This is a genomic window from Sulfitobacter sp. M05 (genome assembly GCF_029285175.1).
In the GTDB taxonomy this organism is placed as follows: Bacteria; Pseudomonadota; Alphaproteobacteria; order Rhodobacterales; family Rhodobacteraceae; genus Sulfitobacter.
Genome location: NZ_JABEDH010000002.1, coordinates 733,707 through 748,450, shown reverse-complemented (window position 1 = coordinate 748,450; position 14,744 = coordinate 733,707). Strand labels below are relative to the sequence as shown.

Annotated in this window: 19 protein-coding genes; 9 read left to right on the top strand and 10 right to left on the bottom strand. The window is 56.0% G+C overall.

What is annotated here, in order from left to right; all coding sequences use genetic code 11:
- Positions 1 to 43 precede the first annotated feature (43 nt).
- The gene (phnF, locus tag HKX44_RS11785) at positions 44 to 763 is read left to right on the top strand and encodes a phosphonate metabolism transcriptional regulator PhnF (protein WP_276151521.1); all 720 of its coding nucleotides are present in this window, start codon (positions 44 to 46) and stop codon (positions 761 to 763) included.
- Here phnF and HKX44_RS11780 read toward each other — a convergent pair.
- From HKX44_RS11780 to phnC, 5 genes are all read right to left on the bottom strand, one after another.
- Entirely contained in the window at positions 760 to 1,377 is a 618-nt protein-coding gene (locus HKX44_RS11780) for a DapH/DapD/GlmU-related protein (RefSeq protein WP_276151520.1), read from the bottom strand. The genes phnF and HKX44_RS11780 overlap by 4 nt on opposite strands.
- Positions 1,377 to 2,690, bottom strand: coding sequence for a phosphonate ABC transporter, permease protein PhnE (gene phnE, locus HKX44_RS11775; RefSeq protein WP_276151519.1), 1,314 nt, complete (start codon positions 2,688 to 2,690; stop codon positions 1,377 to 1,379). Before phnE (HKX44_RS11775) ends, HKX44_RS11780 begins: the two co-directional genes overlap by 1 nt.
- Positions 2,687 to 3,562 carry a phosphonate ABC transporter, permease protein PhnE gene (phnE, locus tag HKX44_RS11770; protein ID WP_276151518.1) on the bottom strand — a complete coding sequence of 292 codons (876 nt, stop codon included), beginning with the start codon at positions 3,560 to 3,562 and terminating at the stop codon, positions 2,687 to 2,689. The genes phnE (HKX44_RS11775) and phnE (HKX44_RS11770) overlap by 4 nt, the downstream gene beginning before the upstream one ends.
- Positions 3,563 to 3,629: 67 nt before the next feature.
- Entirely contained in the window at positions 3,630 to 4,541 is a 912-nt protein-coding gene (phnD, locus tag HKX44_RS11765; protein WP_276151517.1) for a phosphonate ABC transporter substrate-binding protein, read from the bottom strand.
- 94 nt (positions 4,542 to 4,635) lie between these two features.
- Positions 4,636 to 5,451, bottom strand: coding sequence for a phosphonate ABC transporter ATP-binding protein (gene phnC, locus HKX44_RS11760; protein WP_276151516.1), 816 nt, complete (start codon positions 5,449 to 5,451; stop codon positions 4,636 to 4,638).
- 215 nt (positions 5,452 to 5,666) lie between these two features.
- Here phnC and HKX44_RS11755 point away from each other — a divergent pair, with 215 nt between their 5' ends.
- Entirely contained in the window at positions 5,667 to 5,960 is a 294-nt protein-coding gene (locus tag HKX44_RS11755) for a hypothetical protein (RefSeq protein ID WP_276151515.1), read from the top strand.
- Positions 5,961 to 6,129: 169 nt separating this feature from the next.
- The gene (locus tag HKX44_RS11750) at positions 6,130 to 7,095 is read left to right on the top strand and encodes an alpha/beta hydrolase (RefSeq protein ID WP_276151514.1); all 966 of its coding nucleotides are present in this window, start codon (positions 6,130 to 6,132) and stop codon (positions 7,093 to 7,095) included.
- Between the two features lie 84 nt (positions 7,096 to 7,179).
- On the opposite strand, the gene HKX44_RS11745 is transcribed toward HKX44_RS11750, so the two are convergent.
- A complete protein-coding gene (locus HKX44_RS11745; protein ID WP_276153719.1) occupies positions 7,180 to 7,671 on the bottom strand; it encodes a flavin reductase family protein in 492 nt (163 codons plus the stop codon).
- A gap of 5 nt (positions 7,672 to 7,676) precedes the next feature.
- The gene (locus HKX44_RS11740) at positions 7,677 to 8,768 is read right to left on the bottom strand and encodes an LLM class flavin-dependent oxidoreductase (RefSeq protein WP_276151512.1); all 1,092 of its coding nucleotides are present in this window, start codon (positions 8,766 to 8,768) and stop codon (positions 7,677 to 7,679) included.
- A gap of 122 nt (positions 8,769 to 8,890) precedes the next feature.
- Here HKX44_RS11740 and HKX44_RS11735 point away from each other — a divergent pair, with 122 nt between their 5' ends.
- The gene (locus tag HKX44_RS11735) at positions 8,891 to 9,421 is read left to right on the top strand and encodes a winged helix DNA-binding protein (protein WP_276151511.1); all 531 of its coding nucleotides are present in this window, start codon (positions 8,891 to 8,893) and stop codon (positions 9,419 to 9,421) included.
- A gap of 14 nt (positions 9,422 to 9,435) precedes the next feature.
- Here HKX44_RS11735 and HKX44_RS11730 read toward each other — a convergent pair whose 3' ends face one another.
- Positions 9,436 to 9,864 carry a MarR family winged helix-turn-helix transcriptional regulator gene (locus tag HKX44_RS11730; protein ID WP_276151510.1) on the bottom strand — a complete coding sequence of 143 codons (429 nt, stop codon included), beginning with the start codon at positions 9,862 to 9,864 and terminating at the stop codon, positions 9,436 to 9,438.
- Between the two features lie 77 nt (positions 9,865 to 9,941).
- Here HKX44_RS11730 and HKX44_RS11725 point away from each other — a divergent pair, with 77 nt between their 5' ends.
- Complete coding sequence (locus HKX44_RS11725; protein ID WP_276151509.1) at positions 9,942 to 10,310, top strand: antibiotic biosynthesis monooxygenase family protein; 369 nt, start codon at positions 9,942 to 9,944, stop codon at positions 10,308 to 10,310.
- An 11-nt stretch (positions 10,311 to 10,321) separates the two neighbouring features.
- Positions 10,322 to 10,771 (top strand): hypothetical protein, encoded by a 450-nt coding sequence (locus HKX44_RS11720; RefSeq protein WP_276151508.1) that lies wholly within the window; start codon positions 10,322 to 10,324, stop codon positions 10,769 to 10,771.
- Positions 10,772 to 10,790: 19 nt separating this feature from the next.
- On the opposite strand, the gene HKX44_RS11715 is transcribed toward HKX44_RS11720, so the two are convergent.
- Entirely contained in the window at positions 10,791 to 11,378 is a 588-nt protein-coding gene (locus HKX44_RS11715; RefSeq protein WP_276151507.1) for a TetR/AcrR family transcriptional regulator, read from the bottom strand.
- A gap of 85 nt (positions 11,379 to 11,463) precedes the next feature.
- On the opposite strand from HKX44_RS11715, the gene HKX44_RS11710 reads away from it, so the two are divergent.
- Genes HKX44_RS11710 through HKX44_RS11700 form a run of 3 tightly spaced genes read left to right on the top strand, consistent with a single transcriptional unit; the run spans position 11,464 to position 13,669 of the window.
- Complete coding sequence (locus HKX44_RS11710; RefSeq protein ID WP_276151506.1) at positions 11,464 to 11,649, top strand: hypothetical protein; 186 nt, start codon at positions 11,464 to 11,466, stop codon at positions 11,647 to 11,649.
- Positions 11,650 to 11,687: 38 nt separating this feature from the next.
- The gene (locus tag HKX44_RS11705; protein ID WP_276151505.1) at positions 11,688 to 12,617 is read left to right on the top strand and encodes a sterol desaturase family protein; all 930 of its coding nucleotides are present in this window, start codon (positions 11,688 to 11,690) and stop codon (positions 12,615 to 12,617) included.
- A complete protein-coding gene (locus tag HKX44_RS11700) occupies positions 12,614 to 13,669 on the top strand; it encodes a DUF418 domain-containing protein (RefSeq protein ID WP_276151504.1) in 1,056 nt (351 codons plus the stop codon). Before HKX44_RS11705 ends, HKX44_RS11700 begins: the two co-directional genes overlap by 4 nt.
- Before the next feature lie 65 nt (positions 13,670 to 13,734).
- Here the strand turns inward: HKX44_RS11700 and HKX44_RS11695 are convergent, their stop codons facing one another.
- Positions 13,735 to 14,742: an iron ABC transporter permease gene (locus tag HKX44_RS11695; protein ID WP_276151503.1), complete on the bottom strand. Its 1,008-nt coding sequence runs from the start codon at positions 14,740 to 14,742 to the stop codon at positions 13,735 to 13,737.
- Positions 14,743 to 14,744: the final 2 nt, after the last annotated feature.

The window sequence follows — 14,744 nt, the reverse complement described above, 5'->3', positions numbered from 1 at the left end:
TCTAGCAGAACCTCGTCGCAATAACAGAAGAGATTTGTGAAACTTGTGTGACAGTCCCCCCAAAACCCCGATCTGGAAAGCAATCGCGGATGCCCTGCGCAGCGACCTTTCCGAGGGGCGCTATCGCCCCGGTGACAAACTGCCGACAGAGGCCGCATTGGCCGATCGCTTTGGTGTCAACCGGCATACGGTGCGCCACGGTATTTCCGCCTTGGTGGATGAGGGGCTGATCCGTACCAGACGCGGCGCTGGTGCATTTGTCGCGGCAACACCGACGGAATATCCCATAGGGAAACGTGTGCGGTTCCACGAAAACCTGATCGCTGCCGGACGTCGGCCTGAAAAACGCATGTTGGCGCTTGAGGAACGCGTTGCCACCCAGGGCGAGGCCCTTGCGCTGGCCATCAACAACGGCGATCCGGTTTGCGCCTATCATGGTCTGTCCTTCGCTGACGGTCTGCCCATTGCGCTGTTCGAAAGCCTGTTTCCGCTGGGGCGGCTTGAGGGGATCACCGCGGCATTCACCGACACATCCAGTGTCACCGAGGCGCTAGAGGCTGTGGGCACCGCCGATTACACCCGTGCATCCACGCGGCTAACGCCGGTGCGTGCCTCTGCCACACAGGCATTGCATCTCCAGATTGCCGAAGGGGATCCGTTGTTGAGGACCACAGGCGTCAATGTGGACCAAGCCGGCGTACCAGTGGAATATGGCCGCACTTGGTTTGCAGGGGATCGGGTCACGCTGACACTTGAAGCCTAGGCCTCGTGTTTTTCCAAAAACGCCTCTGCCTCAAGGTTGCGAAAATCCTCCAGTGCTGTGCGCAGCACGTCATGCGGCCAGTCCCACCAAGCCAGCGCAATCAGGCGATCTGCAATGTTGCGCGGTTGGCGCAATCGCAAAACCCGTGCCGGCGTACCGGCCACAATGGTGTAAGGGTCGACGTCCTTGGTCACAACAGCACCAGCGGCGACAACCGCCCCGTGGCCCAGCGTGACCTCGGGTTTGATCATCGCGCCTGCCCCGATCCACGTGTCGTTTCCAATATGGGCGATACGGGATTTACGCAGAGCAAAGAACGCATCGTCGCGTGTCGTGTCCGACCAATAGTCATCAGACCGGTAAAGAAAATGGTGGCAGGCGGCGGTGTGCAACGGATGGTCCGTGGCCCCGATACGGCTGAAGGCTGCGATATTGGAAAACTTGCCGATCTGCGCGTTGGCGACATCCGCATAGCGGTCACAATAACTGTAGTCTCCAAAGACCGAATGCGCCACGCGGCTGCCTTTGCCAATTTCGACATAAGCCCCAAAGGTGCTGTTGGAAATTTCACAGCCCGCATGGATGAAAGGCGTGTCCGCTGACAACCGGGCCATCAGTTTTTGCGCCCGATTAGCTTGCCGCGCAGCCAGCCCGAGAACCAATCCATGAACATCACCATGACGATAATCAGGATGATATAATAGGCGACCTCTTCCCAATCCTTTTGGGTCTGGATTGCCTGTGTCAGCATCAGGCCAATACCGCCACCGGTAATTGCGCCGATGATGGTGGCAGAGCGGGTGTTGGATTCAAGAAAATAGAGGATCTGCGCCAACAGCACGGGCACCACCTGCGGGATCACACCAAAGCGATAGCGTTGCAGCGGTTTGGCACCGGTCGATGCTACGCCCTCAATCTGCTTCTGATCGACATTTTCCAGCGCCTCGGAAAAAATCTTGCCGAAGGTGCCGGTGTCCGTGATCAGGATGGCCAGCGCCCCCGTAAGCGGGCCAGGCCCAAAAGCACGGGCAAGGACCACCGTCCAGATCAACGCATCCACCCCACGCACAAAATCGAACAAGCGGCGGGCCGTGGCCCGGACCACCATGAAGGGCGAAAAACGCTTGGCAGCGAAGAACGCCAACGGCAAGGCGATGATGGCCGCGCCCATCGTGCCAAGGAAAGCCATCAAGATCGTTTCGCCAATCGCCCATGCAACATCCTTGTGGCGCCACATGGCATTGTTCCACCAATCCGAAAGCGCGCCGTTTATGTTTGACCGCGCCGGGTCAAGCCGTTCGCCAAACATGATGCTGGCGACGCTATGCCCGTGATACGGGCTGTCGAGGGTGAACCAGAACAATTCCCATCCGGGGAAATAGTTGAACACTTCGGTACGGGCACCGGTCATTGTGATCCGCCCCTCGGGCGTGACAATGCCGATGCGCCGGTCGGAAACCGATATCCAGTCCGGCCGATCCTCAGGCAGGTTATGTGTCAGCTTGCGGCCCTTGGCCTGTACCTTGATCAAAGCCATGCCCGGTATGTCGATTTCCGTGCGGTTCTGGGGCAGATAGCGCACAATGTGATCACCGCCAATGTCGATGGATATGACGTCCTTACCGGTGACCCATTCAGGACGCTGGCCGTCTGGATATCGGCCTTTGCGCTCGCCCTCAACGGCATAGGTCGTTTCTCCCGACCGGTTGTCACGCGTTACATGAACCTTGTGAGACCAGCTGTCAGAGGCCAGCGTAACCGCGTTTTCCAGATTGGCCCGTTGCGCAAGTCCGGCAAAATCAAAGGCAAAGAAGATATAGAGGAAATACACTGCAATCACGGCAGGAATTCCAAACCCGATCAGACGTTTGCGCTGAAACAATCGGTCTGCGTGCTGTTTGGTGGTATTCAGATCAATTGCGGTCATTGTGCCTGCCCTTCGGTCAATCGGTTACGGTAACGGCTGGATACCTGATCGAAAAACACGATGGTGCCGAACAATAGAATGAAAATCGCGGCGGCATCGTCGAACCGGCCCTGCCCCCAGCCCATCGCATTGCGCAACTCGTAGCCAATGCCCCCGGTGCCCACGAATCCAAGAATGGCAGAGGCGCGGATATTGATTTCGAAACGCAGCAAGGCATAGCTGACGAAATTCGGCGCGACCTGTGGCAACACGCCCAAAAGCATGCGTTGCGACCATGTGGCCCCTGTTGAGGCAAGCCCTTCGACGGGTTTTAGGTCTGTATTTTCGGCCACTTCGGAAAACATCTTGCCCAGCGCGCCGGCCGTATGGATGGCGATGGCGATCATCGCAGGAACCGGCCCGCCGCCGAGAACAAAGATCAGCACCAGCGCGATCACGATTTCGGGCACCGCCCGCATGATGTCGGAGATACGGCGGAACAGCGGGATAAGCCGTGGCCATCTGGCCAGACCACGGGTGCCAAGCATCGAGAGGACCAACCCGCCGATGGCACCGATCAAAGTCGACACGGCGGCAATGTTCACGGTTTCAACCAAAGCCGGGAAGTATTTTGCAATCAGCACCGGCAAGTCAGCGCGTTTTTCCCAGGCCTCGGACAACACGTCAGCAGGGTAATCACCGATCTGATGCAGCCCGTTCCAGAAACCGCCTGCGTTGCGGTCGTCGGCAATGTTGAACCCCGACACCATCAGCACCACAAAAAGCAATAGCATCAGCCCGCCATAGAGCCGCCGACGCTGTACTTGCGCGCCATAACTTGACTGTATGCTGTCAACGCTTTGTGCCGCGCCACTTAGTGATATGTCTGCCATCCCGACCCCCGGACAAAAAAATACCGGCCGCCCCCGAAAGGGCCGCCGGAAACGTCATGAAAATGACTTAGCCGCCGATTTTGGCTTTGCGCGCTTCGACGATGGAAATGTAGGTGTCATGGGTCACTGGCTGGAAACCCAGCGTTTCACCAGCTGCGACACCGTAGGCACAGTCGGCATCACGCTCATGCAGCTCGTCGACCAGTTTGGTCATTTTTTCACGCACGTCAGCGGGCAGAGCTTTGCGCAGAACAACAGGGCCTTCTGGGATCACGTTGGATTTCCAGATTTGAACCATGTCGTTCATGTCAACAAGGCCCGCATCAACCGCTTTGCGCAGCGCGCCGGAGTTGTAGCCATCTTCCCAGTTGCCCTGTGCGTCAGCCCATGTCACGCCGGCGTCGATGTCGCCATTGTTGACTGCGACAATGGTCTGCTCATGACCACCGGTGAATTTGACTTCGCCAAAGTACACGCCGCTTTCCATAGTGATGCCGTCTTTGTACTGCGGGATCTCGATCGAGGGGATCAGGTAGCCAGAAGTCGAGTTCGGATCACCAAAGCCGAAAGCCTTGCCTTGCATATCATCCAGAGATGTTACGCCGCTGTCCTTGCGGGCAAAACCGATGGAGTGATAGCCGATGGAGCCATCCACGTTGACCTTGATCAGAACCGGTTCAACCGCGTCGGCATCTTGCAGGAAAGTTGCAGCATAAGAGGATGCACCCAACCATGCCATGTCGATGTTGCCACCCAGCAGGCCCTGGATCACACCGTTGTAGTCCGCTGGCGCGAACAGTTTGGTTTCAACACCCAGCGCTTCGGTCGTGTAATCGGCGAGGCACTGGTAAGAGTTCATCCGGTCCTGGGCGTTTTCGCCACCCAGAATGCCGATGCGGAATTCGGTGATTTCTTCGGCGAAAGCAGCAGAGCTGAGGGCCGTGGTGGCGGCAAGCGCCAGTGCGAGGGTCTTTTTCATTGTCTTCTCCTAGGTTTACTGCCCTATCGCCTTGCGGCTGCCAAAGGGCGGGTTCGGTAAAGTGTCCTGCGCCAGTTGCGCGGGATGAACTGGCTCAGGCGTAGACCTCCGCGTCGCGGACTTCCGGCCTGTCCAGTGTTTCGATTTCGGTTGATGTCGCCGCTTCGGAAAAATTCGCGCCGGCCCCATAAATGTCGCGGGCCACGCCGGTTGTCAGCTGTTCGGGTGTGCCGTCAAAAACAATCCGTCCATCCCGCATCCCGATCACCCGGTCGCAGTAGCGCCTTGCCGTATCCAGCGTGTGCAGATTGGCGATAACCATACGTCCGTCTTCTTCGTGAATGGTGCGCAGCGATTGCATGACAACCTGGGCATTCATCGGGTCGAGCGAGGCAATCGGTTCATCTGCCAGAATGATCTTGGGGTCCTGCATCAACGCGCGGGCAATGGCGACGCGTTGCTGCTGCCCCCCTGACAGAGCTTCGGCGCGTTTGGGTGCCTGTTCGGCAATGCCCAAGCGATCAAGAATTTCGATGGCTTTGTGAATGTCCGCCTGCGGATAAAGATTGAACAGGGTTGCAAGCGTGGATTGCCGGTTCAGCGTGCCGTGCAAAACATTGGAAACAACATCCAGGCGTGGGACAAGGTTGAACTGTTGGAAAATCATGGCGCATCGTGATTGCCAGTTGCGCTTTGCGGCACCGCGCAGCGCGGTGATGTCTTCGCCCTGATAGGTGATCGTGCCTGTCGTTGCATCGCTAAGACGGTTGAGCATACGGAGCAATGTGGATTTGCCGGCACCGGAACGCCCGATGATCCCGATCATAGTCGGTGTATCGACCGAGATGTTGGCCGCATCCACGGCTATCTTGTCTCCGAACCGTTTGGTCAACTTGTCGATGTGCAGCATATCGCCCCCTTGTTTGGGAGGCGAGTAGCCCGTGAACGCGACAGACAAATGACGTTTTAGATTCAGTTTCTTAAAACTTGTGCAACGGAACGATGACAATCCGTATTGGTCCCTTTTCCGGTTGGCGGCCCACTTAATCCAACGGGGTAGGCAAATTTTTCCACAGGCCGTCATTTAACTGTTACACTTAAGGCCCACGCAGCTGGGTTTCAGATATGATCTATCGTCTTGTTTTAACTCTTTATCTTTGTATCGCCCTGCCCGGGCTTGCGCAGGCGCAACTGGCCAATGTCAGCTGTGACGACAGCGCGCGTATGACAGAGACCCTAGAGCAGGTTCTGGGGGCCAAGCGTCAGGGCATGGGACTGCGCGACCCGGAAACCATGCTTGAGGTCTGGGTTACGGCGCGAAATGGCGATTGGGTGATCGTCCAGAGCTATGCGAATGGCACGTCCTGTATCGTTGCAATGGGTGCCCATTGGGAAGCTGTGCGCACAAATCCTACATAGGCGATCTGCCCTATACGATGAGGCGCGGATCTGAAACTGAGGATATGGCGATTGATCTCATCCGGATGGCATTCTATCCCAATGAGTAATTGAATTTTCGGGGCAAGTTCAGGTGAAACCTCGGTTGATCATTTCATATGCCCTAACGCTCATCGCTGCGGCTGGAGTCATGTTCTGGCGTCTTGCGGACCATGACTTGGACCGGTGGCAAAGCGCAGATTTCGATTTCAACAACGGGGAGGCTTCGGTTTCGGGGGCACTTTGGCTGCCAGACGGGCCGCCGCTGGCCGCTGTGGTCATCGTGCATGGTGATGGTGCCCAAGACCGGCTGTCAGGCGGAGGCTATGCGCCGTTCATCAATACCTTTCTCGACCGCGGAATCGCCGTCGCAAGCTGGGACAAGCCCGGCGTCGGTCGGTCTGGCGGGAACTGGCTGCATCAATCCATGGCAAATCGGGTGGACGAAACCCGCGCCGCCCTGCGTTTACTTAAACAGCGCTTTGACGCGATCCCCCTTGGGGCGCTCGGATTTTCACAGGCCGGATGGGTCTTGCCACAATTGTCGCAGGAAGACGCCGATTTTCTTGTGCTGATCGGTGCTGCCGTCTCTTGGCAGGATCAAGGCGATTATTACACTTCTGTCCGGCTGGCCGCACTTGGCATGGACCGCGCGGCAATAGATGAGACCATCACAGCGCAACGGCAGACTGATGACCGGATTTTTGGTCCCAATGCCCAAGCGGAACATGCGCCGGCGGGCATGTCGACGGACCGCTGGCACTTCATCCGCAGGAACCGGCAGGCCGATGCACGCCCGTATCTGGCCGATCTTGACCTGCCACTGTTTGCCATTTGGGGTGCAGATGACCTGAACGTCGATGCCGGGCGCGACTCGGCAATCTATACTCGGGCATTGGAAGCCCGAAATACAGGCAGCGAAATCACCCTTTGGCCCAAGGCGACACATGGGTTGTTGAAATCCAGCCCTTACAACTGGCAGCTGGTTGAAGATTGGTCATGGATCGCAAAGGCACGCTTCGTTTTGGAAGGACGTTTCGCCTTTGCACCAGGTGCTTTGAAAGAAATCACCAACTGGATCACCGAGCAAAAACAACAGGGCCGCACCGCGCAATGACCGGCGGCGCAAACGCGCCAACCCGATCATCATCACACCGCGGTGGAGGCTGGGCGTGATATCTCAAGTTGAACTCAAAAAGCTCTAGGACGCCTTGGCCAGTGGCATGAACGATCCATTCCAATAGACCAATGCGCCGGTGTTCTCGCACGCCTGAATGGACCGCACCCGCCCGATCACAATCGAATGGGTTGCCCGGTCGATCATTTCCTCGACTTCACAATCGAACGCCGCAGGGGCCCCTTTCAGAAGCAGGGCACCGGTTTGGGCAACCTCCCATTCGGCACCTTCATATCGTTTGGCCCCTTTCACGCCCCCGAACCCGGAAAAGTTTTCGGCGACTTTCTGATGTTCAGCACCCAGCGACGACCAGCCAAACCTGCGGTACTTTTCCAGCAACGGCCAGCTGGATGAGGCGCGGTTAACGCAGGCAAGCAGCAACGGCGGCTCCGCGCTGAGCGAAATCGCAGAGGTTACCACAAGGCCCGAAACATCATCGCCGTCCCCCACCGTAATCACCGAACAGTTGCCCACCAACGCCCGAAGCGCGTTGGTGAAGTCTTTTTGAAAGGACACGCCCATTACCGAATGCCAGCTTCTGCAAGCAAGGGCAGAACATTATCGCGGAAATAGGGGAACTCCTCGACGTAGTCGACAAACGACAGTGTCGTCCCAGAAAAGCCGGTTTCGTGCAGCTTGATGATACCGTCTGCGACCTGACGCGGCGTGCCCACAAGCGGAAAGCCACCGTGCCCCATCGCGAACAGATCCTTGATCTGGGCCAGCAGATCATGCGGGAAAGATTGCGCATGCGCGAATTGCAGATTGACGAGGTTATCAACCGCATCCCAGTCTGCCAGATCCCCCATCAGACGGTCCCGCAGGGCTGTGGCCTCTTCCTCGGTTTCGCGACAAATGACATGGCTGAAGGTCAGAACCCCAACATCACGGCCTTTGGTCTTGGCCAGCTCTTTCAGCTCTTTGATCTCTTCGACAGAGCGCGTCAGATCAATCGCGGGCGTGAACAGGTAGTCCGCATTGTCGGTTGCGAAGGCACGCCCAATTTCGGACCCCGCCGCGTTCAGGATTGGCGGGCGACCGTCCACCGGCTTGGGGTCACCGGCAACATGTTTGAGGTTGAAATAGGTGCCGTCCCAGTCAAAGTACTCCTCTGACGTCCACAGTTTCTGGATAATATCAAACCATTCCTGCGCATAACCATAACGCGTCTCGTGATCGTCAGCCAAGGTCAGCCCCAGCGCCTCGTATTCCGGTTTGTTCCACCCGGCGACGATGTTCAACCCGGCGCGACCGTTGCCAACCTGATCCATTGTGGCGACCTGTTTGGCCGCCACAACCGGATTATTGGCTGCGGTGTGCATTGTCGCAAAAACACTAATATTCTTGGTCGACGCCAGCAACGCCGTGGCCCAGGTGACCGTTTCAAGCACACCACCATGGAAATCCGTTTCACCGCCGTACCCCACCCAGCGGGCGATGGGCAGCATGAAATCAATGCCCGCCTCATCCAGCATCTTGCCCAGTTTCAGATTGTTTTCCCAGCTGTTTACCCAGCGGTCCGGCGACTTGGTAACAGTCATTCCCGAAGAGCAGTTTGACGAAAACGTCCCCAGTTTGAAGCCCGTTTTGTCCTTCATCATATTCTTAGCCATCTCATTTCCTCCCGTTTAGATAGACTTTTAATTTAATTTTTAAGCTTAAACTGTACGCCAAAATCTCTTTCCGTCAAACAAATTCGAAAGTAAGCTCTGCCTGAACTGCGAAAGAGCCCATCATGCCCACAGACCAAGACACCCAGGATCTCAACTATCGCTGGCACCTTTCAGGCAGCGAAACCGAGGTGGCCTGTACCGAATTGGAGTTTTCCCTGATGCGGTGTTTTGAGGCTTTCGGGCGTTGGCAAACCGAGTGTCTGGCCTCTGTCGGGGACCTGGCCGCCAGCGGTCCCGAGAACGCGTTGCTGCACATCGTGCGCATGAATGACCGGGCAAAAAGCATCAAGGAACTTGCGCGGCTAACAAACCGCGATGACATCCCCAACATCCAGTATTCGATGCGCAAACTGGTTAGCGAAGGGTTAATCGAAAAGCAGGGGTCAGGCAGAACAGGCGTCACCTATCAAGCGACCGACAAAGGCAAGCAAATTACTGACGATTACAGCGCCGTTCGGGCGCGGCTTTTGATTGAACAGATCAAGAGCTTGCCAGAGTTTGACAATCGTTTGAAAGAAGCGGGGCAGACCCTCAATATACTGGCTGGAATCTATGAGGAGATATCACGGATAGCGGCCACTCATCGCCGCTAATCCACGGTTTTCAATCAGGTTTTTATTCCTAAGATCACCCGGCGCATCAGGTCATTGAAGGTGCGCTGTTCAGCGCCACTCAGAACATTTAGAGCAGCGGCATTCTGGTCACGGGCAGCCTGATATGCCGCGTCTTTTAAGGATTTTGCGTAATCAGTCAGCCAAATCTGTTGCGCCCGGGCGTCTGCCGGATGCTTGGTTCGCTTCACCAGCCCGTCCCGTTCCATCCGGTTTAGGGTATTTGCCAACGTCGCCTGCTCGACATCGATCTTGGCCAATAACTCCCGTTGTGAAATTCCGTCTGACTGCCACAGCTCAAGCAAGATCGGAAACTGCCCAATCGTTAGCCCGAGGGGCGCGATTCGCTCCTGCAGGCCTTTGGCGAACAATCTGCCCACGTGGTTAATGAGATAGCCGGCTGAGTCTTCTTTCTTAAATTCCATGGCTCCAAATAACAGTTGCATAGCTTGCTATGCAATAATAGATAGCATGCTATCTAAACACTTTAGAAAGGACGACCATGTCAGGATTTCAAGAACTCGACTCGGCTGTAACCCTTGCCGATCAGATGCAGTCAGAAGAAGGGCCGATTGTATTGGTCAATCTCTTTACCGTCGCACCGGCAGACGAAGAAGCGCTGCTTAAGGCTTGGGCGCATGACGCCGATTTCATGAAGGCCCAGCCGGGTTATATCTCGACCCAATTGCACAAGGGACTTGCCGGCAGCTCCACATATGTGAACTACGCGGTTTGGCAGGATGTTGAGAGCTTTCGCAACGCGTTTTCCCATCCGGAATTCCAGCGGCGCATTGCCGAATATCCAGCCAGCGCAGTTGCCCGCCCGCATCTGTTCAAGAAGCTCGCGGTCGAAAACCACTGTACAGCATGAGGGAGACCAAAATGATCAAGAAGATACATCCATTCGCAGGGGGGATCGGTTTTCTGATGATCCTTACGTTCTGGTCCTCGACAGTGGCCAGTGAAATGTTCGGGACACATGAAACGGTCGCGTTTGTAAAAGGAATGATCCTTAAGGGAATGTTTGTTCTCGTCCCGTCAATGGCCATCGTCGGGGCCACAGGCATGTCCATGGGGCAGCGGCGAAAAGACCTGCCTGCCCGCGCCAAGAAAAAGCGGATGCCTTTCATCGCCGCCAACGGCTTGTTAGTGCTTTTGCCCTTGGCCGTCTATCTTGAGGCCAAGGCAAGTGCGGGGGAGTTTGACACAACCTTTTTTATCTTACAGGGTGTCGAGTTGATTGCCGGTGCTGTCAATCTAACGCTCATGGGAATGAGCATTCGTGACGGCCGCGCCATGGGCAACAAAAGACGACAGGCAACCATAGGCTAGGCTCTGAACAAATAGCGCATTAGGGCGTGACCCCCCCCAAAAGAAACCCGCGGATGTTCTTCAGTGTTGCGGCACCTTGGGCCGAGTTGGAAAGGCTTCGCAAGCCCTGCGCCTCCAATGCGTCGAGGATCAACCAGGCAACTGTCGTTTCGTCGCTAAGCGGCTTGAATACCCCGGCTTTTGCACCGCGGCCCAGACAGCCGGCCAAAGCATCTATCATCCGCCGGCGGTCTTTGCCAAATACCTCGGCGATGGTTTCATTGCGCAACGCTTCCGTCAGGATTTCGGCCCCCAACAATGCGTTCTCCGGTCGGGAAGCATAGGCGGCATAGTCGTCGATAAACCCCTCCAATGCGGCCCGAGGATCGGCAGTCTCTGCCAGGTTTTCAATAAACCCGTTCAGCTCTTTGCCATCAATCTCGGCGATGAAGGCCAATACCGCCTCCTTGCCCTTGAAGTGGTTATAGAGATTGCCAAGACTGATTCCCGCCTGTTTGGCGATGTCACGTACCCCGGTCTGGTGATAGCCGCGCTCCAGAAAACAGGTGACCGCAGCCCGACTGATTTCGAACTTGCGCGGGTGGATCGGCTTTTCATTCTTGGTCACTGGTTGACACTCGCAATATCGAAACTCATATTATGAACGATCGTTCGTTCATATCATCGAGCAGTTTGTATTAAAAGGACTTATCATGACGATTCAAAAACACTGGTACCTTGGCTTCCTCGGATTGATTGGGGTTTTCGCATTGCCCAAGCTCTTTGATGTGTTCCAAGCGGATGGCACATGGTGGGACCTCACAAGCGTGCTTTGGTTTCTTTGGTTTCTCTACTTTATCCCCGATACCAACGCAAAAGCATCGGGCGATAAAGCCTAATCCCGACACCAAGCCAACTGCCATTCAGGAGCGCTCACATGTCTATCGACCAACTCGTTTCACTGTTCGACGTCCATCAGGTCATGCTTGTCGTGGCCACCCTGTTTATCGTGAATATCTCGATCACCGTCTTCGAGGTTATTTTGGACCTGTTGACCAGTAAGGAACGGCGGTGGAAGGATACGCTGGCCAATTGCGCGATCTTCATCGCCCACAAGGGGATCGAAAGAACCGCAATTGCCTCTCTGGGGTTTGTCGCATTGCTTCCCTTCTATTATCTGACACCATTGTCCATCCCAATGACAGCATGGACATGGGTACTGGCCCTGCTGGCCGCCGATTTCACCTATTACTGGATGCACCGGCTGGAGCATGAACATCGGATTCTATGGGCAAGCCACAGCGTGCATCACAGCTCTGAGGATTATAACCTTACCGTCGGTTTCCGCCTTAGCATTGTCGAAGGCTTCTTTGAGTGGGCGTTCCTCATTCCGATGATCCTGATCGGGTTCAACCCCTTTCAGGCATTGGTCGCGCTGATCCTAGTTGCGCAGTACCAGCACTGGGTCCACACAGAACGGGTCCAGAAACTGGGCTGGCTGGACGAGGTATTCAACACGCCATCGGTCCACCGGGTTCATCATGGGTCAAACAACCAGTATCTGGACAAGAACTATGGCGGCATCCTGATGATATGGGACAAGCTGTTTGGCACCTTTGAGCGCGAAGAGGAAAAAGTTGTCTACGGTCTGACCCGCAACATCCACACCAACAACCCCGTCAGGATCACATTCACCGAATTCGCCAGCATCTGGCACGACGTCAAAAAATGCCGAACGATGAAGGACCGCCTGCGGATCATATTCGGCGGGCTGTCATGGCGACCGGATTACTTTCAGTCCGATGCGAATGCTGACACACAACAACCGCAAAACGGTTCAACACAAGAAAGGCCAGCGCTCAAATGAACGCTTCACAATCCTCTGGTGCAAGGCTCGAAGGGCTTGATCTGGCGCGCTACGTCGCTTTTGTCGGTATGGTAATTGTCAACTTCAAGATTGCGATGGGCGCGGAAGACCAGACCGGTCTGCTCAACAACCTGACAACCGCCCTTGAAGGTCGGGCCGCGGCCACTTTTGTGGTTCTTGCTGGCATCGGCTTGGGGCTGGCAGGGCGCAAGGGGCTGGATCAGACGATCTCTGTCACGGTCAAACGTGCCATTTTTCTGCTGCTACTTGGCCTGCTGAACATGACGATCTTTGATGCGGACATTCTGCATTACTATGCGTTTTATTTCCTGTTCGGGGTCTTATTGCTGCCTTTGGCCAATGGCGCGCTTTTCACGGTTCTGATCGGGTTGAACATTGTATTCACCCTGATGATTCTCGGTTTGGATTATGACGCCGGATGGAATTGGGACGACTATACCTATTCCGGTTTCTGGACTCCTGTTGGATTCGTCCGAAACCTGTTCTTCAATGGCTGGCATCCGGTCATCCCGTGGTTGGGCTTTCTTGTGTTCGGCATCATTCTCAGCCGGATTTCTCTTGCCCAGCGCGCCACACAGGCGACGCTTGTTCTGGGTGGTATTGTGACCTTTGCCGGTGCTGGTCTGATAAGCGGGGCACTTGGGGCGCAACTGGGACAGATTGACCCCGAACTTGCCGAACTGGTAACCACGGAACCCGTGCCGCCCATGCCGCTTTACATGCTCGCCGGTCTGGGCGCGGCCAGCATTGTGGTCGGTATCTGCCTGATGGTTTCCGACCACCTAAAGACCTTGGGCCTTTTGCAACTGATAGTGCCCGCAGGACGGCAGACCCTGACACTTTACATCGCCCATATCCTGATCGGCATGGGCACCCTTGAGGCTCTTGGTATGCTAGAGGGCCAGAGCGTTGCAAATGCCGTTGTCGCCTCCGTTTTGTTCTGTCTGGTGGCGACTCTCTATGCCTTGGTCTGGGCGCGCTGGTTCAAACGTGGTCCAATAGAAGCGGCGATGCGCAAGCTTGCCGGCTAAAGTGAATCAGTGGTGCGGTGGGCAGGGCACCGAACTGACCACCCTGCACCGCCAGACCAAAACGTCTATTTCCGCCCGCCCGTCTTGAGCAAAAGCACGCAGACAAACAGGGCACCCAGCGAGGTCGTCACGATCCCGACCGGCAACTCCTGCGGTGCCAGCAACAACCGTGCGATTATGTCCGACAGGGTCAGCAGAAATGCGCCAACCAGCGCAGCAGTCGGGATCAAAGCGCGATGCAGCGGGCCGGCAAGACCACGGGCAAGATGGGGCACCATCAGCCCTATAAATCCGATGACACCGGCAACCGACACAAAGGCCGAGGTTGCCAGCGCCGCCACAAAAAACAACTTGAACCGCAGCGCCTTGACCGAAATTCCAAGGCTCTGTGCGGTTTGATCCCCACTTAGCAATGCATCCAACGGGCGGGCTTTGAACATGCTGTACCCGAAGATCAGCCCAAGCCCACAGAACACCAGCGGAAAGGCTTCCCAGCGGGCAAGTCCCAGACCGCCCAGCATCCAGAAGATGACCGAATGCGCCGCGCGACTGTCGCCGGCAAAAATAAGATAGTTGGTCAGAGCAGAGAACAGAAACGACACGGCAAGCCCTGCGAGAATCAACTTTTCTGGCGTGTTGCTGCGCATGGTCTGAACCAGACCCAGCACAATTGTCGACGCCAGCAATCCGCCACAAAACGCAGCAAGAGGCAGTGTCCAGAATCCCAGCACGTCACCGGTGAGCGAAATGACTGCGACAGCCCCCGCCGCTGCGCCAGAGGACAGGCCAAACAGGAACGGATCCGCCAGATCATTGCGGGTTGTGGTCTGCAAAACAACGCCAACCACGCCAAGGCCGGCCCCGATCAATGGCGCAAACAGAGCCCGCGGCAATCGCAAATCAAAGATGATCCGGTCGGTGGTCGTCATCTCGCCTGTACTCAGGCCAAGACCGCGCAGGATTGCGCGAACAGCATCAGGGATGCTGATTTCGGTCGTGCCGAATAACACCGACACCATAATCAGGGCGACCAACGAAGCCGCCCCGATAACCAATGAAAAACCGGATCGCATCA

What these genes read in the sequence shown, in the direction of transcription:
- HKX44_RS11700 (WP_276151504.1), top strand. Translation starts at nt 12,614, where the DNA reads ATGAACGCTTCACAATCCTCTGGTGCAAGGCTCGAAGGGCTTGATCTG.
- HKX44_RS11740 (WP_276151512.1), bottom strand. Translation starts at nt 8,768, where the DNA reads ATGGCTAAGAATATGATGAAGGACAAAACGGGCTTCAAACTGGGGACG.
- HKX44_RS11730 (WP_276151510.1), bottom strand. Translation starts at nt 9,864, where the DNA reads ATGGAATTTAAGAAAGAAGACTCAGCCGGCTATCTCATTAACCACGTG.
- HKX44_RS11725 (WP_276151509.1), top strand. Translation starts at nt 9,942, where the DNA reads ATGTCAGGATTTCAAGAACTCGACTCGGCTGTAACCCTTGCCGATCAG.
- HKX44_RS11780 (WP_276151520.1), bottom strand. Translation starts at nt 1,377, where the DNA reads ATGGCCCGGTTGTCAGCGGACACGCCTTTCATCCATGCGGGCTGTGAA.
- HKX44_RS11755 (WP_276151515.1), top strand. Translation starts at nt 5,667, where the DNA reads ATGATCTATCGTCTTGTTTTAACTCTTTATCTTTGTATCGCCCTGCCC.
- HKX44_RS11750 (WP_276151514.1), top strand. Translation starts at nt 6,130, where the DNA reads ATGTTCTGGCGTCTTGCGGACCATGACTTGGACCGGTGGCAAAGCGCA.
- HKX44_RS11735 (WP_276151511.1), top strand. Translation starts at nt 8,891, where the DNA reads ATGCCCACAGACCAAGACACCCAGGATCTCAACTATCGCTGGCACCTT.
- phnC (WP_276151516.1), bottom strand. Translation starts at nt 5,451, where the DNA reads ATGCTGCACATCGACAAGTTGACCAAACGGTTCGGAGACAAGATAGCC.
- phnE (WP_276151519.1), bottom strand. Translation starts at nt 2,690, where the DNA reads ATGACCGCAATTGATCTGAATACCACCAAACAGCACGCAGACCGATTG.
- phnD (WP_276151517.1), bottom strand. Translation starts at nt 4,541, where the DNA reads ATGAAAAAGACCCTCGCACTGGCGCTTGCCGCCACCACGGCCCTCAGC.
- HKX44_RS11710 (WP_276151506.1), top strand. Translation starts at nt 11,464, where the DNA reads ATGACGATTCAAAAACACTGGTACCTTGGCTTCCTCGGATTGATTGGG.
- phnE (WP_276151518.1), bottom strand. Translation starts at nt 3,562, where the DNA reads ATGGCAGACATATCACTAAGTGGCGCGGCACAAAGCGTTGACAGCATA.
- HKX44_RS11695 (WP_276151503.1), bottom strand. Translation starts at nt 14,742, where the DNA reads ATGCGATCCGGTTTTTCATTGGTTATCGGGGCGGCTTCGTTGGTCGCC.
- HKX44_RS11720 (WP_276151508.1), top strand. Translation starts at nt 10,322, where the DNA reads ATGATCAAGAAGATACATCCATTCGCAGGGGGGATCGGTTTTCTGATG.
- HKX44_RS11705 (WP_276151505.1), top strand. Translation starts at nt 11,688, where the DNA reads ATGTCTATCGACCAACTCGTTTCACTGTTCGACGTCCATCAGGTCATG.